The 19693-nt window shown below is 57.6% G+C and carries 20 protein-coding genes; 8 read left to right on the plus strand and 12 right to left on the minus strand.

All coding sequences use genetic code 11. From position 1 onward, the window contains the following. Positions 1 to 28 precede the first annotated feature (28 nt). The gene (locus P3S72_RS09320; protein WP_276197089.1) at positions 29 to 859 is read right to left on the minus strand and encodes a GPO family capsid scaffolding protein; all 831 of its coding nucleotides are present in this window, start codon (positions 857 to 859) and stop codon (positions 29 to 31) included. A gap of 155 nt (positions 860 to 1014) precedes the next feature. On the opposite strand from P3S72_RS09320, the gene P3S72_RS09325 reads away from it, so the two are divergent. From P3S72_RS09325 to P3S72_RS09335, 3 genes are all read left to right on the plus strand, one after another. Next, positions 1015 to 2772, plus strand: a complete 1758-nt coding sequence (locus P3S72_RS09325) for a terminase ATPase subunit family protein (protein WP_276197090.1) — start codon at positions 1015 to 1017, stop codon at positions 2770 to 2772. Further along, the gene (locus P3S72_RS09330) at positions 2772 to 3821 is read left to right on the plus strand and encodes a phage portal protein (RefSeq protein WP_276197091.1); all 1050 of its coding nucleotides are present in this window, start codon (positions 2772 to 2774) and stop codon (positions 3819 to 3821) included. Before P3S72_RS09325 ends, P3S72_RS09330 begins: the two co-directional genes overlap by 1 nt. A gap of 157 nt (positions 3822 to 3978) precedes the next feature. Then, a complete protein-coding gene (locus tag P3S72_RS09335) occupies positions 3979 to 4773 on the plus strand; it encodes a DNA adenine methylase (protein WP_276197092.1) in 795 nt (264 codons plus the stop codon). 1126 nt (positions 4774 to 5899) lie between these two features. Here the strand turns inward: P3S72_RS09335 and P3S72_RS09340 are convergent. The 5 genes from P3S72_RS09340 to P3S72_RS09360 form a co-directional block, all read right to left on the minus strand. Then, entirely contained in the window at positions 5900 to 6154 is a 255-nt protein-coding gene (locus P3S72_RS09340; protein WP_276197093.1) for a hypothetical protein, read from the minus strand. Then, a complete protein-coding gene (locus tag P3S72_RS09345; RefSeq protein ID WP_276197094.1) occupies positions 6151 to 6423 on the minus strand; it encodes a hypothetical protein in 273 nt (90 codons plus the stop codon). The genes P3S72_RS09340 and P3S72_RS09345 overlap by 4 nt, the downstream gene beginning before the upstream one ends. 121 nt (positions 6424 to 6544) lie before the next feature. After that, positions 6545 to 6757: a hypothetical protein gene (locus tag P3S72_RS09350; RefSeq protein ID WP_276197095.1), complete on the minus strand. Its 213-nt coding sequence runs from the start codon at positions 6755 to 6757 to the stop codon at positions 6545 to 6547. A gap of 236 nt (positions 6758 to 6993) precedes the next feature. Continuing rightward, on the minus strand, positions 6994 to 7737 hold the full coding sequence (locus P3S72_RS09355) for an HNH endonuclease (protein ID WP_276197096.1): 744 nt from the start codon (positions 7735 to 7737) through the stop codon (positions 6994 to 6996). Continuing rightward, entirely contained in the window at positions 7730 to 8983 is a 1254-nt protein-coding gene (locus tag P3S72_RS09360) for an AAA family ATPase (RefSeq protein ID WP_276197097.1), read from the minus strand. Before P3S72_RS09360 ends, P3S72_RS09355 begins: the two co-directional genes overlap by 8 nt. 932 nt (positions 8984 to 9915) lie before the next feature. Here P3S72_RS09360 and P3S72_RS09365 point away from each other — a divergent pair. Both P3S72_RS09365 and P3S72_RS09370 read left to right on the plus strand, forming a co-directional pair. Further along, positions 9916 to 10281 (plus strand): DUF6124 family protein, encoded by a 366-nt coding sequence (locus P3S72_RS09365; RefSeq protein ID WP_276197098.1) that lies wholly within the window; start codon positions 9916 to 9918, stop codon positions 10279 to 10281. A 146-nt stretch (positions 10282 to 10427) separates the two neighbouring features. Next, entirely contained in the window at positions 10428 to 10649 is a 222-nt protein-coding gene (locus P3S72_RS09370; protein WP_276197099.1) for a hypothetical protein, read from the plus strand. 97 nt (positions 10650 to 10746) lie between these two features. On the opposite strand, the gene P3S72_RS09375 is transcribed toward P3S72_RS09370, so the two are convergent. Then, complete coding sequence (locus P3S72_RS09375; protein ID WP_276197100.1) at positions 10747 to 11934, minus strand: MFS transporter; 1188 nt, start codon at positions 11932 to 11934, stop codon at positions 10747 to 10749. Between the two features lie 503 nt (positions 11935 to 12437). Between P3S72_RS09375 and mqo the strand changes: the two genes are divergently transcribed. Next, entirely contained in the window at positions 12438 to 14084 is a 1647-nt protein-coding gene (mqo, locus tag P3S72_RS09380; protein ID WP_276197101.1) for a malate dehydrogenase (quinone), read from the plus strand. Between the two features lie 64 nt (positions 14085 to 14148). Here the strand turns inward: mqo and P3S72_RS09385 are convergent, their stop codons facing one another. Further along, a complete protein-coding gene (locus P3S72_RS09385; protein WP_276197102.1) occupies positions 14149 to 14820 on the minus strand; it encodes an NAD(P)-binding domain-containing protein in 672 nt (223 codons plus the stop codon). Positions 14821 to 14919: 99 nt separating this feature from the next. Here P3S72_RS09385 and P3S72_RS09390 point away from each other — a divergent pair, with 99 nt between their 5' ends. Next, a complete protein-coding gene (locus P3S72_RS09390) occupies positions 14920 to 15816 on the plus strand; it encodes a LysR family transcriptional regulator (RefSeq protein WP_276197103.1) in 897 nt (298 codons plus the stop codon). Between the two features lie 176 nt (positions 15817 to 15992). Beyond that, positions 15993 to 16322 (plus strand): hypothetical protein, encoded by a 330-nt coding sequence (locus P3S72_RS09395; protein ID WP_276197104.1) that lies wholly within the window; start codon positions 15993 to 15995, stop codon positions 16320 to 16322. Positions 16323 to 16329: 7 nt separating this feature from the next. Here the strand turns inward: P3S72_RS09395 and P3S72_RS09400 are convergent, their stop codons facing one another. The 4 genes from P3S72_RS09400 to P3S72_RS09415 all read right to left on the minus strand — a co-directional run bounded on the left by P3S72_RS09400 (position 16330) and on the right by P3S72_RS09415 (position 19497). Further along, entirely contained in the window at positions 16330 to 16725 is a 396-nt protein-coding gene (locus P3S72_RS09400) for a type II toxin-antitoxin system VapC family toxin (protein ID WP_276197105.1), read from the minus strand. Further along, on the minus strand, positions 16722 to 17036 hold the full coding sequence (locus tag P3S72_RS09405; RefSeq protein WP_276197106.1) for an AbrB/MazE/SpoVT family DNA-binding domain-containing protein: 315 nt from the start codon (positions 17034 to 17036) through the stop codon (positions 16722 to 16724). Before P3S72_RS09405 ends, P3S72_RS09400 begins: the two co-directional genes overlap by 4 nt. Before the next feature lie 111 nt (positions 17037 to 17147). Further along, a complete protein-coding gene (ppnN, locus tag P3S72_RS09410; protein WP_276197107.1) occupies positions 17148 to 18521 on the minus strand; it encodes a nucleotide 5'-monophosphate nucleosidase PpnN in 1374 nt (457 codons plus the stop codon). A gap of 151 nt (positions 18522 to 18672) precedes the next feature. Continuing rightward, positions 18673 to 19497 (minus strand): aspartyl/asparaginyl beta-hydroxylase domain-containing protein, encoded by an 825-nt coding sequence (locus P3S72_RS09415; RefSeq protein ID WP_276197108.1) that lies wholly within the window; start codon positions 19495 to 19497, stop codon positions 18673 to 18675. Between the last annotated feature and the right edge of the window lie 196 nt (positions 19498 to 19693).

Genomic DNA, 19693 nt, shown 5'->3' on the forward strand with positions numbered 1-19693 from the left:
TAGTGGGCTGGGCGGTGAAGGCCGCAGGTCAGAACTCAGCCAGGGCTTGTTTGCCGCCGCCGGTTACCGGTGGGCGCTGGGTTTGGGAGTGGTCTTGGGTCTTGCCGAGGGTGGTTTTCAGATCGACCAAGTCTTTGCTGAGCTGCTCAACCTTGGTGTTCAGCTCGCCGGAGAATTTCTTCTCAGCGTCCAGTAGGTCGGGCAGGTCTTTGACGTGGTCGGCAATCGCTTCCACGGCCTGGCCCATCTGAGCGAATTCGGCATCGTCCTTCGCCTGTTTGCCGCCCAAGAGCGCCTGCACCTTGCTGAAAAGCTGGGCGCCGAGGCTGGGCTTGTCTTCGATCTCCTCAAACTGCAGCTCGGTTTCCACCGCCTCGGTGAACATCGACGTCGCGGAATAATGGCGGTCTTTGAATGGGCTGGATTCGGGCTTCTGCGCAGAGAAAGATAGTACGTCGGTGCCCAGGCTGGCCGGGGAGTCGGTCACCGCCAGGCCGACGATGTAGGCCTCGCCGGTGTCCGAGAAGCTGTCGTCGATTTCGATCGAGGTGTAAATCTTCTGCTTGGCCTTGTTCATGGCAATCAGGTCGGGCGTCGGTTCGACCTGGGCGAACAGGGCCAGCTTTTTCGCACCGTTGATTTCCACTTCTTCGGTCTTGACCGCGAGCACGTCGCCGTAGGCTTTGAAGGGGCTGTCGGGCAGCAGGCTGCGGAAATGCTCCAGCCAGATGCGGGCGCCGTAGGTGGACGGGTTGAAGTTCTTCGCGGCCTGTTCCAGCCAGCTGCGTTTGATGGTGCGCTTGTCGGAGGTAGCGCCCTCGACGGCGACGCGGAACCAGTTGCTGCGAAATTTCTTCATGCCGGGAATCCTCAATGCGTTGGGCGCTAAGTGCGTTGCAATGAGGGGCATGGTCGTGACGCGCGCGAGTTGCGGCAACGGGGCGGGATTGTAGAGAGCGGGACTACAAGGGGCGGCGCTACTGACTCGCAAGCGCGGGCGGCAGCATCGCGGCCATGACTACGACTGAACTGCTCCCAATCGATCCCCGACGACAATCCAAGTTTCTGTATTGGATGGGTTGGCGCATCTGCGAGATTGCCGAGGCTACGGGCGAAAAGGAAAAAACACTACACAGCTGGAAGGCCCGCGACGAGTGGGACCGGGCGGATAACGTCGAGCGAATCGGCGGGGCGCTGGAAGCGCGGCTGGTGCAACTGATCCTCAAGGAAGGCAAGAGCGGCGGTGATTTCAAAGAGATCGACCTGCTGCACCGGCAGTTGGAGCGTCAGGCCAGAATCCAGCGTTTTCAAGGCGGCGGTACCGAAACCGAACTCAACCCCAACCTCGCCAAGCGCAACGAGGGGCCGAAGAAGAAAACGCCGAAAAATGACATCAGCGAAGACCAGATCGAGCTGCTGCGCGAAGCGTTTATCGACGGGTGCTTCGACTACCAGAAAGACTGGTACCGGGCGGGCAATCAGCGCACCCGCGTCATCCTCAAGAGCCGGCAGATCGGTGCCACTTACTACTTTGCCCGGGAGGCGTTCATTGATGCGCTGGAGACCGGGCGCAATCAGATCTTCCTGTCGGCGTCGAAGAACCAGGCTTATCTGTTTCGTGGGTACATCCAGGCGTTTGCCCGAGAGGTCATTGGCGTCGAGCTGACCGGTGATCCCATCGTCTTGCCGAACGGCGCCGAGCTGTTCTTCCTCGGGACCAATGCGCGCACCGCCCAGGGCTACCACGGTAATTTCTACTTCGACGAGTTCTTCTGGACGTTCAAGTTTGAGGAACTGAACAAGGTCGCGTCGGGTATGGCGATGCACAAGAAGTGGCGAAAAACCTACTTCTCCACGCCCTCGACCATGGCTCACGAAGCCTACACATTCTGGACGGGTGAGCGCTTCAACAAGGGCAAACCGGCGGCGCAACACACCAAGGTCGACGTTTCCCATGGAGCGCTCCAGCAAGGGCGGTTCTGCGAGGACCGGTTGTGGCGCCAGATCGTCACCATCCTCGACGCGGAGCAGGGCGGTTGCGACCTGTTCGACATTGAAGAACTGCGCCGCGAGTACAGCCCCGAGGCGTTCGCCAACCTGCTGATGTGTGAGTTCGTCGACGACGGCGCGAGCATCTTCCCGTTGACGGTATTGCAGCCGTGCATGGTCGACAGTTGGGTCGAGTGGGCCGAGGACTACAAGCCGTTTGCCATGCGGCCTTTTGGTGATCGCCAGGTGTGGGTGGGATATGACCCGGCGGAAACCGGCGATTGCTCGGGCCTGGTGGTGGTCGCGCCGCCTCTGGTACCAGGGGGCAAGTTCCGGGTGCTGGAGCGGCATCAGTTTCGCGGCATGGACTTCGCGGCGCAGGCTAGCTTCATCAAAGCTGTATGCGACCGCTACTGGGTGACGTACATCGGGATCGATGTCACCGGCCTGGGCAGCGGCGTGGCGCAGCTGGTGCGTCAATTCTTCCCCAACGTCACCACGTTCAGCTACTCGCCCGAGGTCAAGACCCGCCTGGTGCTGAAGGCCTACGACGTGATCCACCGAGGCCGGCTGGAGTTCGACGCCGGTTGGACCGACATGGCGCAGTCGCTGATGGCGATCCGCAAGACCATCACCGCAGGCGGTCGCCAATTCACCTACACCGCCGGCCGCAACGACAACACCGGCCACGCCGACCTGGCATGGGCGCTCTTTCACGCACTGCACAACGAACCGCTGGAGGGGCAGACCACTGCCAATACCGGGCGGATGGAGATTTTTTGATGTCGAACCGCCGCAGAAATACCAAGCAGTTGGCCCAGGCGCCCGTCGTGGCGACGCAGGAATTTATCCCGCGCAGTGACACCAAGATGGAGGCGTTCAGTTTTGGCGACCCGTCACCGGTGCTGAGCGGCCGTGAGGTGTTCGATTATCTCGAGTGCTGGTTTAACGGGCGCTGGTACGAGCCGCCGCTGTCGCTGGACGGCCTGGCACGGTCTGTGGGCTCCAGCGTGCATCTGCATTCGGGGTTGATGTTCAAGCGCAACCTGCTGAGCAAGACGTTTATCCCACACCGACTGCTGTCGCGGGCAGCGTTTGAGCAGTTTGCTCTGGATTTTCTGTGCCTGGGCAACGGCTATCTGGAAGGGCGGCGCTCGCTGCTCGGCCCGGTGCGCGAGCTCGTGCCGCCGTTGGCGAAGTATATGCGCTCGGGCAAGGATGGTCGGCAGTTCATGGTGCAGGGCTGGAAGGAAGAGCACGAATTTGAGCCGGGCACCGTTTTCCACCTGCGGGAGGCGGATCTTCACCAGGAAGTGTACGGCCTGCCTGAGTGGATCAGCGCCTTGCAGTCGGCATTGCTGAACGAGTCGGCCACGCTCTTTCGGCGCAAGTATTACGAGAACGGCAGTCATGCCGGCTTCATCCTCTACATGACCGACGCCGCGCAGAACGAAGCGGACGTCGACTCCCTGCGCAAGGCGCTCAAGGATTCCAAAGGGCCAGGCAACTTCCGCAACCTGTTCGTGTACTCACCGAACGGTAAAAAGGATGGGTTGCAGATCATCCCGGTCAGCGAAGTGACGGCCAAGGACGAATTCAATTCGATCAAAAATCAGACCCGCGACGACGTGCTGGCCAGCTTACGCATTCCGCCGCAGCTGATGGGTATCGTGCCGCAGAACGCGGGCGGGTTTGGGTCAATCAGGGAAGCGGCACAGATCTATGCGGCCAATGAACTGGAGCCGATTCAGGCGCGCATGGCGCAGGTGAATGACTGGCTCGGGGAGGAGGTTGTGCGCTTCAAACCCTATGAAATTCCTGTGGGGGCCTAAAACCCCCTGCGCAGCAAACGAGGCGACGAACCGGTGCGTCAACACCGGTTCGACGCTGAAACACTCGAACCAGCCGAGTGCTCCAACCAAGGCCTCGCCCCACTGCGCAGGGGGTGCGAAGCCTAAGCGAATCCAATTGTCGAAACAAGGATCACTTATGAGCACACCAATAATCCCGTGGATGGGCGGCAAGCGTCGCCTGGCAGATCGTCTTATTCCGTTGTTCCCGCCGCATGAATGTTACGTCGAGGTCTTTGCCGGCGGCGCCGCGCTTTACTTCATGCGGCCTCAGGCTGCACGGGTTGAAGTCCTCAACGATATCAACGGCGACCTGGTGACGTTATACCGCGTGGTGCAGAACCACTTGGAAGAGTTCGTGCGCCAGTTCAAGTGGGCACTCAGCTCCCGCCAGGTGTTCGAATGGCAGAAGATGACCAGGCCGGAAACACTCACCGACATCCAGCGGGCAGCGCGGTTTTTCTACCTGCAACATCACGCATTCGCGGGGAAGGTCAGCGGACAGACATTTGGTACTGCCACTACTGGACCGGCGATCAACCTGCTACGGATCGAAGAGAACCTATCTGCCGCTTGGCAGCGCCTTTCCGGGACCTATGTTGAGAACCTGGGCTGGCTGGAATGCGCAGAGCGGTACGATCGGCCGCACACCTTCCACTACATGGACCCGCCTTACTGGCAGACCGCAGGCTATGGAGTGGACTTTTCGTTTGAGAACTATGAGCGGATGGCCGACTTCATGCGGCGGTGCAAGGGCAAGGTCATGGTCAGCATCAACGACCACCCAGACATCCGACGGGTGTTTGAGGGATTCCACTTTGAGACGGTGGACATTCGCTACAGCACGACGAATCAGCGGCAGGGGAAAGCCGAGGTCAGCGGAGAGCTGATCATCATGAACTGGGAGCCGGCGGCACTGGGGGGGCTGTTCTGACCAGACTGCATTGGTAGAGCATCGCGGCTTGCGCATACGGGTCATAGACCCCGGCTGGCAATCGCGCGGCAGGCTTTAACTGCAAATCGCCTCGATACTCTCCGATACTTTCACTGCAAAACATTGAGCCGCCCATGAGGCGGCTTTTTGCTGCTCGTGAAAGGGGTCTTTGGGATAGAAAAATTCCGCTCGGATGAACGAAAGTCTGTCGTTCTTTAGCATGAAAAAACCCACGCCAACATAGCATTTTCGGGGTGTCACGACAAACATGAAGAGCTGTTCGGCTCAGTAAATACGGGGCGATGGCGGTAGAGGGAAGGTGATCAGCGCTACCCCGTGGAGGCATCCGTCGTCCGGGCGTGTGGCGTGCCACAGAATCCAGGATGGGGGGAGTTAGCGTGCCACACGTTCGGGGGAATGGCGTGCTTCACCCTGGCGCGCGCCGTCGTCCCCCCACCTCGCCTGCGGGCTAAATGGGGCTTTTTTTCTGCGCCCCTGCGGACCACTCTCGGCGGCCCAGGCTGGGCGGTTACTTGGCGTTTTGGTGGAAGCAGAAACCTGCGGAACCCTGCGAGGATGGATGTTTTTCGCAACGATTATAAGCACGCACAGACAGCTGAATTCAGTAGGTGCCTCGGGAAAAAGGTTAGTTTTTTTTTGAGGGGGGTGTTGTGACTTGGAAGGCCCATGCTTGTTGGGCTTGAGACCTAACTTTGATGGGTTAGGTTGGGTTAGGCTAAAGGTTAGTGGTTCGTAAATAGCTGTTTTTAAAGGAATTAATATATTGATTATTTAACACTAATAAAGGTTAGGGAATAACCTGACCTAACCAAAAAGCTAACCTTGCCAACCCTTCGAAAAGCCATAACAAACCAGGCTTTCAGGGCGCTCTGCAAAAAAATAACTCTCCTAACCTCTTTCCCGTGGGTCAACATGAAAACGCAAGAGGTGCCTAGAGCGGGCCAATTTTGAAGCTGCGTGCGATATTGCGCAGTCTCACGACCTTTGATTCGCACGCCCGCACTCCCACTCACACAGCGTCAGATATTGACGTTTACATGTGGGGGTGGGATTGGAGCGACATTCTCTAACGACAAGCGCTATACACGACCAGGCGCGTGGCTGTTCATGGCGTCATCGGGCTAAGCGTATCCAGGGCGGCGCGCAGTTCGTACAGCGGGAAATGCTCACCCCGCTTGCCTATTAGGCATTTATCTTTATGCGCGGGAAAGGGTTGGCCACCGCCGCCGCCGTGGAAGGTTTGCAGGGCGCCGCAGTGCCGGCAGTGCAAAAACGTCTTACCCAGCTCCCAGTCACGGGTCCATTCCTCCAGGGCGGCGGTGACGGCATAGTTTGGAGCGTTACGGTCGCGCGCGCTCATGGCCGCTTTCCATCTTCGTCCCGGTGCTGGGCTTCTAAGGCCTCATTTAGGGCGCGCAGCGCGGTGGTGGACATTTGTTTGACCCCCATTGCGTCGATTGCATTGGTATCGCCCAGCGCGGTGATATAACCCAGGGCCTGATGGTAGTTCGCGCGCACGTCGGCGAGAGTTCGGGCTACCATGATATGGGTCAGTATGTTGAACCACGTGCCTTGAACCACTTCATTGGGCAGGATGGGCTGGCCAGGAAATTCAAATGGCGTCGTCATAGGGGCGATTCCTTTTTGATTGAGGGTCGGTGCCTGCGTAAAACCACTGTAGGGGGTGTTGGCATACCAGTTTAGCGGGGGGGGGGGCGCCGGCACAAAAAAGGCGTTATTGGTAACGCAATTACTCCCGGCTGGCCTTTCCGATCAGCCTGATCAGCGTAGCCTTTTTGGTATCTGACTTTTCATAGCGAGCCAGCTCGACCAGATACTCCTGCGCTGCATCGCCCCCGGCCTCGGCGAGTGCTGCATAGATCGCACTACGTTGACGGTCGGTCGTCGCGCGCTCGGCGCACTCAATCAAATACGCCACACCTACGTTGCCTTCATTTGCCATGTTGACTCCTCGTATTGCGGGAAATGACCTGCATTTTCGCCAACAGTGTAAAGCAAGCCCCGGTCAGCAGTGCATAAGCATAAAGCTCCAAGAGCTGAGAGGAGGGTGGAACCCTCGTTATCGGCGCGTGAACCTGATAACGAGGTAGATATTCACGGCTAGATAGGCCAAATGCTAATCAGTCGATGCCTTTTATCATGGGCGACAATTAGTAACTTTAATTAGTATTGCGCATGTCACAGATTTACGTCGGATATCAACTGCTTCGCTGCGTTGTACGGATCGCATTTTTCTAAGTATTTTTTACAATAGCCTGAGTATCGCTCGCTTTGTTTTGCAAGTAACTCTATCCGTTCGACGGACTCCGCAATTCTTCTCGATCTATTGGATTTTTGTAAATTAGTGGTACAGCTTGCGTAGTCTTCGAGAGCGGTGCGAATCGCATCTGAAAAGTCATGAAGGCTCACTAGGATTTCAGCCCTTGGTCGCATTAATCGAACTGAGTTTAGTCCGCATACTGTGATTGTATTCTCAGCTAACTTGTTTTTAGAGATTGGTAAGATTCTGATATCGTCATAGTAAAACACTGACTCTGGGTCAGTATCATATGGGTTGATTATAGGTGATAAACCTGTGTCGTGGTCTGATTTGCTACCATTGCACTTTCTGCAGGATGGTAAGAGGTTGGCCCAGTCGAAAGTTAACTTGGGGTATAAGGATTTTGGTTTGAAGTGTTCAACTTCAATGTTTCCACCTTCTCCAGGTTTACATTCGCAAAATGCGCACTTTTCTCCGGTGCTTTCAAAAAGAGCTTCTTTGATTAGCGCGTTACGATAGTGGGAAACTAAACTTTCTTTTTCTTTTGGGGGGATAGCGCTATAGCTGCCGTACTTAGTAATTGCCAAGTCCAATGCTTGCTGCCACTTTTCTTGGTTGTCATAAAGAATGCTCGGTTTGGCGGCTCTTTCGAGTTTAATCATTTTTAGTCGCCACCATTGCTGCTAGCTTTGCTTGCAGCACCATCACAATCGTATCGCTGGGATGTGCCACCAGTAAGAGGTTATCTATAGCTGTTTCAAGCTCGAGTACTAAGCCATTTTCAACACATTCAAAAGCTTTAGATACCAGTTGCTCATATTGTTTGTTGTCTAAGCTTCTCACACCCATAACTTCAGATAAAATTTGATCAGTATTCCAGCCGGAATACATTTTTGAAGAAGGCTCGAGGTTGTATATCTCTCTGCCGTATGTTTTCGGCATTACTATGACCTCTCCTTGCTGTGCCGAAGCTAAGAGGTGTGGCGAATGTGTGGTGACAATGAATTGGATATTGGGGAAGATCTTCTCCAATCCATTTCTCAGAGTGAATTGCCACTCTGGGTGTAAATGGAGGTCTAGCTCATCGATCAGCACTGTTCCTGAGGCTTCTGTTACTTTACGATCACCATCGGGTCGACTACCTTCCACCCATTCAAATATGTTAGCGATTATAGAAAGCACGGCCTGAAAGCCTGATGATAGCTCCTCTAAGTAACACTCTTCACCATAAATTGAAAAGATAGGCTCTAAATCTTTTCCCGTTCTTATATAGGAGAAGTCGCTGTCGAATGGTCCTATCTTAGGTAAACTGTTTACCATGTGTTCCCAGTTGATTCGCTCCTCGATTGCCCAAGGTTTATCTATCATGAAGTAGCGATTGACAAACCATTGCTTAATGTCTTGTTGATGGTCGCCATGGAGTTGTTGTGTGCTGCTGTTGCTATAAGCGTTGAGCGTTTGATCTCTTGTTTGCTCACGTTGCATTCCAGAAATTTGCTTGTACTTTATGCTTCGATTAGCACCTAGAAAAAGAGGGCAAAAGATTTCAGCTGAATTGCTTACGTCATGACTTAGTATTGTTTTTCTTCCCTCATCCGAAGGGGCGTGATTCCATGACTTAAGGGAAGTGTTTCTGTAACCTTTTACCTCAAAAGTTCCGGTGCCAAAGCCGAATCTAAGTTTCTCATCCTTGGATGTTAAGTCTGTCCAGAATTCTGCTCCTTCTCCTATTCGAGAGTATAGGATGTTGTTGTAATTAAAACAGTGTGAGATGCATGCAAGAATCGATGTCTTTCCACACCCGTTTGGTCCCGCTATGAAATTAAAGCCCTTATTGAACTTTACATTTAGCTCACTGAATTGCCTCACATTTTTTACGTGCAAGCTTTCAATGTATGAGTTTTGCAAAGTTATTTCTCCATTTTAGATTTGTATAGCGGCCTCGAAACAAAGCCTGACATTTGTGTCTCTGTAGACCGGTCAGATACCCCCCCACAAGACATTAGTTTTTCCTGATTCTCAAGGAGCCGAGAGGAGCAAAGCCTATTGCAATGGCCAGTGTCAATCGATTCGAAAACGACTGCAAGCTACGGATACTGCTGCTGGGCAGATTCCAGGTCCTTACGATCATGCCAAGCGTAGCAGTGATAATGCCCGCACTTTGAGCTGGACGGAGTTGATATCTACTACGTCAAGTGGCGGAAAGTTTGTGATGTGAGGTTATGGGCGAGCGGCGTTGGTACGAAAGTGGTACGGATGATTGAAGGTCGTGCTGTAGAGCTTGCGTTGTGAGGCTTATGGGTTTAGGCGGTCCAATCCATCATCGGGGCGACAGAAAAGCGGCGGGAAAGTGGAGCGGTTTGTAGGGACATTGGCGATCTGAGTCAGCGAGGCGAATGGCGCAGTTTATCAGGGATGTCTCTTAGGTGTCGGGGAGGTGTATTTAGTGCACTTCAACACTTCTAGCGGGGGGCGGGTGTGGCATATGCCGGGAATATCGGGCTCAGACCCCCAGTATTACGGAGGCAGACCAGTATCTCCCCCCGGGAAATATCCCACACTTTTCTCAGCTTGCCCCTCAGACTTCCCATAGCTAACCTCCTCAAGCCGCTGCCAACCCAGCGGCCGGATGTGGAAGTCCGATCAAGCTGAAGGCGCTCAATCGCCCATAAACACCTACCGGCGTTTTTTTACGTCTGTATGATTGCGTTATGGCGGCTGTGCGCGGGGCACTTCGGTGCGCCGGGTCCTTTAGCCCTGGTCTTCCACACCTGCGTACAGCTGCCACCCTCATGTGGAAGTGAGATGGGCAGTTCCTGAAACGCTAAAGGAGCTTCGCCATGTATAAGGTCACACCTAATCCGCCTTATGCTTCAAACGCTTTACCCGCTGACGCCAAACTTCATGCTGCGGCTCAACGAGCGATTCCTCATTATTTGCCACCCTCTGAAGACGAATCACCGGTCGAACACCCAACCCACAACCTATTCCTCGTCAGCCCCGACATAGACACCGAAACCCTCCTGGCCAACGCCTCCGAAAACCTCGCGTCCGCCAGCGAAATGGCCGCTACAGTGGCTTTTAACCTCGACGACTCCCAGCGCGCCATTGTCTTGGGCATTCAGCAACTGATCGACCTGAGCGCTCTACTCGTTGACCGAGCCCAGGACCAAGTCGCTCGTGTCATTCGCCCGGCTACGGCCTGACAACCCCCTCCCGCCGCCTTACCCCAAGGCGGCAACCTGAACCCATCCTGTCCCCTGGCGAAGTTTCATCATTCCCCGCGCCTTTGAGGCCTACGATCATCTCCACGGGAAGCCCCCCGCGCTTCCAGCCCATAGGGAACTGAAAAATGATCTCGAACCTCGTCAAAGTCGTGATGATCGCTGGCACGTTGTTGCTGGGTGCTTGTTCGTCGGGTTCGTCGGGCGTGAGTAGCGACCCTTGCTTTTCAGGGGGATGCCAGGCTTTTGGTGACCACAGTCCCAACAAAGCCGCCAAGATGAATTTTGGCGGCAGCGGGCTGGGGAGTAGTTATGGTGAGTACGGTTCGGGGTTGTTGCATGATGACTGATGGGGCGGGGCAGTCATTGATGTGTTGACTGACCCACCGCTATCGGGAACAAGCCCTCTCCCACATTGACGCGTGCAGTGGTTTCGCAAGTGTGGGGTTAGTGGCCGCCTTTCATGCGGCGGGCGATCAGGTAGATGACTAGGCCGACGAGCGCTGTGGCTGCGCCGATATAACCGGTACTTGTCCAGCCGAGCCCAGCGGTGATCGCCATCCCGCCAAACCACGGCCCCAGCGCGTTCGCCAGGTTGAACGCCGCGTGGTTGGACGCTGCCGCCAGGCTTGGCGCTTCGTGGGCGATGTCCATCAGGCGGATCTGCAACGGGGCGGCCAGGGACACCATGGTGCCGACCAGGCCCATGCTCAGCAGCACGCTCCACAGCGAGCCGGCGGCGAAGGGGAAGAACAGCAGCACCGCCATCGACCACACCAATATCAAACCCACCGCGCGAAACTGCAGGCGATCGAACAGCTTGCCGCCGGCGATGTTGCCGATGATGCCGCCCACGCCAAACGCGGCCAGGCCAAAGGGAATCCATTGCGGCGTGACTTTGGTCACTTCGAGCATGGTCGGGGCCAGGTAGCTGAACACGCAGAACATCCCGGCAAAACCAATCGCGCCGATGGCCAGGGCCATCCACACCTGCGGTTTGGTGAACGCGCGCAGTTCTTTGCGTGGGTCGCTGCGCGGTTCGTCGCGGCGGTCGGGGACGAACTGCCAGACGAGGGCGATGGTGCACAGGGCGAGCACGCTGACGAGGGCGAAGGCCGAGCGCCAGCCGAGGTGTTGCCCTAGGAAGGTGGCAATTGGGTTGCCCAGCAACATGGCCAGGGTCAGGCCCATCATCACCCGTGCCACGGCGCCGGCGCGTTTGTCGGTGGGCACCATGCTGGAGGCGACGACGGCGGCGATGCCGAAGTAGGCGCCGTGGGGCAGGCCACTGATAAAGCGGAAGGCTACCAGTGAGCCGAAGGTCGGGGTGAACGCAGTGGCGAGGTTGCCCAGCGCATACAGGCCCATCAGCAGCAGGAGCATGTGTTTGCGCAGCAACTTGGCGCCGAGGATGGCCAGCAGTGGCGCGCCGACCATCACGCCCAGCGCGTAGGCGCTGATGGCATGGCCGACCTGGGGTTCGCTTAAACCCAGGTTGTGGGCGATGTCGGGCATCAGTCCCATGATGGCGAATTCGCCGGTACCGATCGCGAAAGCGCCCACGGCCATGGCAGCTTCCATTTTGGCGGCGCTGCGCGCGGGCAGGACGTGCCCGGGTGTTTGGTGGATAGACATGGATCGCTCTGTGTTGAAGGGTGTACGAGGGGGAGCCGCCGATGCTACGCAAGCGGCAGTGAGGGTGTCTAGAACCGCCTTTTACACGAGAGTTCCCTGCCGCTGACAACCCTGTGACCCCACGTCGCGCCCGTCGGGCTTGACACTAACCCTGATCAACCTTGTCAAAACCCCTGTTTTAGAGCTGTCAATTAGCCAAACAGCGCATATCGGCGGTATGGCGTGATATTCTGCGCGCCATCTTGGTCTAGTCTTTCTCCGGAACGTACACCCGTATACGTCCCGGCGGCTGGCGGTCGCCCAGGTAGCTGAAGCCAATAATGATAAGAAGTCAGCGCAGAAGGGACATAAAAGTGAGGTCGATACGTCGGCCTTGTGTGCCCACCCTGCGGTCCTTGAATGAATGTGCAAACCCCACGGTGCGTTGCCTGGCGCAGCGTGATCGAGGGTTCGCCAGGCTCAGGGGCAGTGGGGCGGATGGCGTTTTATCATAGGTGCTACTGATGTTTAAGAAAGTAAACACTGCCCTGCTGGGGTTGGCTTTGTCGATGGGGATCACGTCCGTTCACGCGGAAGAGGCAAAGAAAGTCGATGTGCTGCTGATCGGCGGCGGCATTATGAGTGCGACCCTGGGTGTCTGGCTTAACGAGCTGGAACCGAGCTGGTCGATGGAAATGGTCGAGCGCCTCGATGGCGTCGCCGAAGAAAGCTCCAACGGTTGGAACAACGCCGGTACCGGTCACTCGGCCCTGGCTGAGCTGAACTACACCCCGGAAGACAAGAACGGCAACGTTGAGATCCCGAAAGCGGTCGAAATCAACGAAGCGTTCCAGATCTCCCGTCAGTTCTGGTCCTGGCAGGTCCAGCAGGGCGTGCTGAAGAACCCGCGTTCGTTCATCAACTCCACACCGCACATGAGCTTTGTGTGGGGCGATGACAACATCAAGTTCCTGAAAAAGCGTTACGAAGCCTTGCAAGCGAGCCCGCTGTTCGCCGGCATGCAGTACTCCGAAGACCCGGCGCAGATCGCCAAGTGGGTTCCGCTGATGATGGAAGGGCGTGACCCGAACCAGAAAATCGCGGCCACCTGGAGCCCGCTGGGTACGGACATGAACTTCGGCGAGATCACCCGCCAGTTCGTCGCTCACCTGCAAACCACGCCCAAGTTCGACCTGAAACTGTCGAGCGAAGTGCAGGACATCACCCGCAACGCCGACGGTTCGTGGCGTGTGAGCTACAAAAACCTGAAAGACGGCACCAAGACCGAAACCGACGCCAAGTTCGTGTTCATCGGCGCGGGCGGCGGTGCACTGCACCTGCTGCAAAAGTCGGGCATTCCTGAAGCCAAGGACTACGCTGCCTTCCCGGTTGGCGGTTCGTTCCTGGTGACCGATAACCCAGCCATCGCCGAGCAGCACCTGGCCAAGGCCTACGGTAAGGCTTCGGTTGGCGCGCCGCCGATGTCGGTTCCGCACCTGGACACCCGTGTGCTGGATGGCAAGCGCGTGATTCTGTTTGGCCCATTCGCGACCTTCTCGACCAAGTTCCTGAAAGAGGGCTCGTACCTGGACCTGCTGACCAGCACTACCACCCACAACATCTGGCCAATGACCCGCGTCGGTGTGCGTGAATACCCACTGGTCGAGTACCTTGCTGGCCAGTTGATGCTGTCGGATGACGACCGCTACAACGCCCTGAAAGAGTACTTCCCGAACGCCAAGAAAGAAGACTGGCGCCTGTGGCAAGCCGGTCAGCGCGTGCAGATCATCAAGCGTGACGAAGAGCAGGGCGGCGTGCTGAAACTCGGCACCGAAGTGGTCAGCTCTGCTGACAACACCATCGCCGGCCTGTTGGGCGCATCGCCAGGCGCGTCGACCGCGGCGCCGATCATGCTGACCGTGCTGCAGAAAGTGTTCAAGGACAAGGTGGCGACCCCGGCCTGGCAGGAAAAACTGCATCAGATCGTGCCAAGCTATGGCACTAAGCTGAACGACAGTCCTGAGGCTGTTGCCAAAGAATGGGCCTACACCGCCGGTATCTTGCAACTGACCCCACCACCTGCGATTCCGCAGATGACCGCTCCCAAGGCCACCGAGGCCGCCAAGCCTGCGGCTGAGCCGAGCAAGCCGGCGTCTGATCTGGCGCTGTAAGAAACACCCAATAAAAAGCTCGCTGAACCGTTAACGGTCAGCGAGCTTTTTAGTGGGCGGCTGTTTAAGTCAGGGTGTGCGCCCGGTTGACCGCAGGCAGCTCAACGGTGCGTTCGGCCGCAGCCAGGGCCACCCTCAGATCGGCCTGGTCCAGCGCCACGCAATACGCCGGTTTGGCCCGCTCAAACCGCCAGCTTTCATCCAGCCCACCGGCATCCACGGCGTCAAAGCCGAGCTCATCGAGCAACTGGATCACTTGCGCTTTTGCCGCAGCGTCATCCGCAGCCACCGGCAGTGCGCGGCGGTCGGGGGCGCCGTGAGGGCGGGCATCCTGCGCCAGGTCTGGCGCGAAGATCGCGTTGAACACCTTCACCACGTGCGAATGCGGCAAATGCTCGGCGAGCAACCGGCTGGTGGTGGTTTCAAAACGGTCCAGCTCAGGGATGTGCCCGTCGCGATCGGGGTAGTAATTGTTGGCGTCCATCACTGTTTTGCCTTCCAGCCACTGCGCGGGCACGCTGCGGTAATGTTCCAGGGGGATCGCCACGAGCACCACGTCACCAAATTGTGCCGCGTCTTGCGCGCTGCCCACTTGAACGCCCCAAATGCCGCTGAGTACGCTGCTCATGGTCTGGGGGCCACGGGAGTTGCTCAACATCACTTCATGCCCGGCCGCCAGCGCCAGTTGGGCCACCGCGCGCCCGATGAAACCTGCTCCAATCACGCCAATCTTCATGGCCTAGCTCCTGCAAAGTAGGGGAGCGGTTATGATGATTGGTAGCCAATGGGTGATAAATGAGCGTTGTGACGTGGCTGTTATTACTGGGAGTGGGGAATGATGGACCGTCTTTCGAGCATGAATGCCTTTGTGACTGCCGCTGAGTTGGGCTCTTACGCGCGAGCCGCGGTGCGTTTGAACATGTCAGCGCAGATGGTGGCCAAGCATGTCGCCGCGCTGGAACAGCGCCTGGGCGCGCGCTTGCTCAATCGCACCACGCGCCGGCAGAGCCTGACGGAGTTGGGTAGCGCTTACTACGAGCGTTGCAAACATATCCTGACGGAGGCCGAGGCCGCCGACTCCCTGGCGCAGATCATGAATGACACCCCACGCGGCAAGCTGAAAATTACCGCCCCGGTGACCTTCGGCTCCTACAGCCTGATGCCTCTGGTGACCGCGTTTTTGCGTGACAACCCTGAGGTAAGCATCGACCTGCACCTCACCGATCGTTTCGTCGATCTGGTGGAAGAAGGCTACGAAGCCGCCTTCCGCATTGGCCCCCCAGCGATCACGGGGTTAACCGCCAGACCCCTGGCGCCGTATCGTCTGGTGGCCTGCGCGGCGCCTGCCTACTTGGCGGCACGGGGCACACCGCTGCGGCCGGCGGACCTTCAACAGCATGAATGCTTGGGCTATGCCTTCTGGTCACGTCCGGCGGATCGCGAATGGGTGTTCCACCAGGGCTCGGTCCCGCACACCGTACAGGTTGCCAGCCGTTTGCAGATCAACGAAAGCAGGGCCTTGATGTCGGCTGCGCTGGACGGGTTTGGCATTGTGCTCGGAGCGGAAGATTTTCTGCGCCCCGCCCTAGCCAGGGGCGAGTTGGTACAGGTGCTGCCGGACTTTGAGGCGCCGAGCCGGCCCATGCATTTGGTCTACACCGCCAACCGCCAGCGTACCGCCAAGTTGCGAGGCTTTGTCGAGGCTGTGCTGGAGCGTTTCGGCCCGGCTTGAGTGTTCAAACCGCGACGCTGCCTCCCGTCTGTTCCTGTGGATGCACTGTCAGCAGGTTCAGCAACCTGACAGACACCACCTGTTAAAAAGTACCCAGGCCTTGCAGGAGCGCGGCTGCAACAAAGGGGGATTTTTTACTGATGCAGGTGTTGGGCGTTAGCGCCCGAGGGGTTTATATGTTGCTACGTTATGCAGCATTGGTGGCCATGGTCGTCGCGGCATCCGGCTGTGTGCAAGAGCGTGTCGTGCATGAGCGGCGACCGGTGCAACGTGAGTACGTCGAAGTGGTCGCCCCACAACCGCCGCCGATGCAAGTGATCGAAGTCGAGCCGGTTGTACGCGAAGGTTATGTATGGTCACGCGGGTATTGGCGTTGGGAAGGTGGACGCTATGTGGCTGTACATGGCCATTGGGAGGCGGTGCGTGAGGGCTACCGCTATGTGCATCCGCACTGGGTGCAGCGAAATGATGGTTACCACTGGCAGCATGGTGGCTGGGTTCGCTGAACCCCGCTCAGGCCAATCGCTTCATGCCCGGGGCCTTGGCCGCGTCGAGGTCAAAGGTGGCGGTGTACTCGCAGCCGGCTGCGTGGGCGCAGCGCGCGATCAAACAGTCGGCGAAATCGGCTTTGTTTGCCGAGAACCGCCGGAGCGCCTGCCAGACGATCTCGGCATGTTCGATGATCAATTCACGGGTACGCAGCAGCGTTTCCAGCACCGTCACCACGTCGCTCTTGGCGCACTGATAGCAACTTTGTAAAACCCATACCAACTCCACCACCGACACCAGGCTGACAAAGCCTGGCGACAGGGTGGTGAGGGATTCGATCAGCTCGGACGCCTTGGCGGATTGGACCGGATCATCCTGAGTGACATAGCGCACCAGCACATTGGTATCCAGGCCGATCATTGGGCTTTTGCTCCCTGTGCCGCAATGGCGCGGTTCATGTCCTCGATGGAGATGGCCTGGGCAGGCTTGCTGATCAACCCCTTGAGGTCGTGAACGGTTTTGCTCGCGGCAATAATGGAAAATTTGCCGTCTTCCATTTCGACGAATTCGACCCGGTCTCCCGTTTCCAGGCCCAGGGCGGTCCTGACTTGGACGGGGATGGTGATTTGTCCTTTTGAAGTAAGCGTGGCGGTCGCCATGTTGAAGGTCTCCAGCGTGATGCTCCTTACCTTAGGGTAAGGAGTGTGGGAGAACAAGATCCGTTGGTCCATAGGTCGCTCCTCGGGTGTGGGTCAGTCGGGCTTCGTAAAAACGATAGCCCGACGCTTCCCGCCGACAAGCCTGAACACAAGGTTAAAGCACTACAGCATGTGTGGGCTGACTTACTGCACCACGCGGTAGCACGGCACATACGCCGCGCCGCCCGGCAACTTCATGCGGTGCTGGGCGACGAACGCCTGGAGCAGTTCATCCAGTGGCTTCATGATGGCCGGGTCGCCATGGATCTCGTAAGGGCCGTTCTGTTCGATCAGGCGAATGCCCTTGTCCTTGACGTTGCCCGCCACGATCCCCGAGAACGCGCGACGCAGGTTGGCCGCCAGTTCATGGGGCGGCAGCGCGTGACTCAGTTGCAGGCTGGCCATGTTTTCGTGGGTCGGGTCGAACGGGCGCTGGAAGCCTTCGTCGATCTTCAACAGCCAGTTGAAGTGGAACGCATCGTTGCGCTCGCGGCGGAACTGCTTCACGGCCTTGAGCCCGGCGGTCATCTGGCGGGCCACTTCGGCTGGATCGTCGATGATGATCTGGTAGTGCGCCTGCGCCGCTTCGCCCAGCGTGGCGCCGACGAATGCGTGCAACTGTTGCAGGTACGGCGCCGCGTGTTTTGGCCCGGTGAGGATGACCGGGAACGGCACGTCGCGGTTGTCCGGGTGCATCAGGATGCCGAGTAAGTAGAGGAACTCTTCCGCCGTGCCGGCGCCGCCCGGGAAGATGATGATGCCGTGGCCGACGCGCACGAAGGCTTCCAGGCGCTTCTCGATGTCCGGCAGGATCACCAGCTCATTGACGATCGGGTTCGGCGCTTCGGCGGCGATGATGCCCGGCTCGGTCAGGCCCAGGTAGCGCCCGCCGCTGATGCGTTGCTTGGCGTGGGAAATAGTCGCGCCCTTCATCGGGCCTTTCATCACGCCGGGACCGCAGCCTGTGCATATGTCGAGGCTGCGCAGGCCCAGTTCGTGGCCGACTTTCTTGGTGTATTTGTATTCTTCGGTGTTGATCGAGTGCCCACCCCAGCACACCACAATCTTCGGCTCGACACCCGGGCGCAGCGTGCGGGCGTTGCGCAATAGGTGGAACACGTAGTCGGTGATGCCCTGGGAGTTGCTCAGGTCGATGCGTTGGCTGTCCAGTTCGTTCTCGGTGTAGACGATGTCGCGCAGCGCGCTGAACAGCATTTCGCGGGTACTGGCGATCATTTCGCCATCGACGAAGGCGTCGGCCGGCGCGTTCAGCAGTTCCAGGCGCACGCCGCGATCCTGCTGGTGGATACGCACTTCAAAGTCTTTATAGGCGTCGAGGATGGTCTTGGCGTTGTCGATGTGTGCGCCGGTGTTGAGGATGGCCAGGGCGCACTGGCGGAACAGGGTATAGATGCTGCCGGAGCCGGCTTCGCTCAGTTGCTGGACTTCACGCTGGGAGAGTGTTTCGAGGCTGCCCTTGGGGCTGACGGAGGCATTGATGACTTGACGTTGGGGCATTCTGATTCCTTGAAAACGCAGCCACCGCGCCCTTCAGGGTGGCGCGATGGCTTGAGAATGGTGGGCGCCGAATTCGGTCGCACGAGACGGTTATTCTGGCCGCCTCGCGGGCAGGGCGCAAACACCGTCCAGCACCATCATGCCGCAGAACCTACTGAATCAGCTTCCAGTTTTTGTAGAAAAACCGCCGCAGCGTGAACACCACGCCTGCAAAACCTGCGATCACGGCATTGAGGACGGAGGGCAACACGGTCGGCCGCACGATATCAATGAACAGGCAGTAGCGTTTGGCGTCGTTCTTGTTGAAGGATGCATGCATCAGCGTGTCATCGAAAATAAACAGCGGATCGTCGTGCCAGTAATGTTTGTGCTTGCCCACTTGGATGTACACGCCCTCGTGGTGGGGCGCCGGGGCCATGTTGTAGAGCACCCGGAACATCATGCGCAGTGGGCCGAAGTGGAAGGACGTCGAGCGGTTTTCGTTGAACACCGACACGCCGATGGTCTTCACGAACGGCAACTTCTTGCGCAGCTCCGGGATATCCAGGGTGGTTTCGATCGGTCGGCCGTACCATTGGAAAAACAGCATGCCGCGTTTCTTTTCGGCCATGCGCTCGTCCAGGTAGCCGATGATTTCATCCTTGTGGGCCATGGCGTCGTCGATCACCTGTTGCAGGTCTTCACGCCAGGCGGGCGGCAGGTCGCGCATCGTGTAGACGTGGCGGTTGCGGTTGCTCAGCAGGTCGAACAGGGTGTTGAACGGTGCCAGCAGCCAGGTATTGCGGCCGCTGCCGATGAAATATTTCTTGAACGTGTCGCCGTCATACAGACCGTTGCGCAGGAAATCATAGACCCCGCAGACCAGTACCAGGCCGAGGAACACCACGGTGGTCAGGGGGAAGAGGTAAATAATCAGCAAAACGCCGAGTGCCCAGGCGATCGACACGGCTTTTTTGCGTAAGGCAGACTTGTTCATGAAACTCAGCTCCAGCTGGACGCCATTCGACAGATCCAGGTCCGTGGCTGCGAGTGGTGGGGTGGCGAAACATATTGAAATAACCCCGTCATGATAAGGCGTTCTCAGCTAGATGGGCGTGTTAAATATTGCGAAATTGTGAAGAATTGACACGGTTTTTCACCCAAGACGAGGCTTATTCGGCGAGTTTTGGATT

It is taken from the genome of Pseudomonas sp. D3 (genome assembly GCF_029320995.1).
Classification (GTDB): domain Bacteria; phylum Pseudomonadota; class Gammaproteobacteria; order Pseudomonadales; family Pseudomonadaceae; genus Aquipseudomonas; species Aquipseudomonas paraveronii.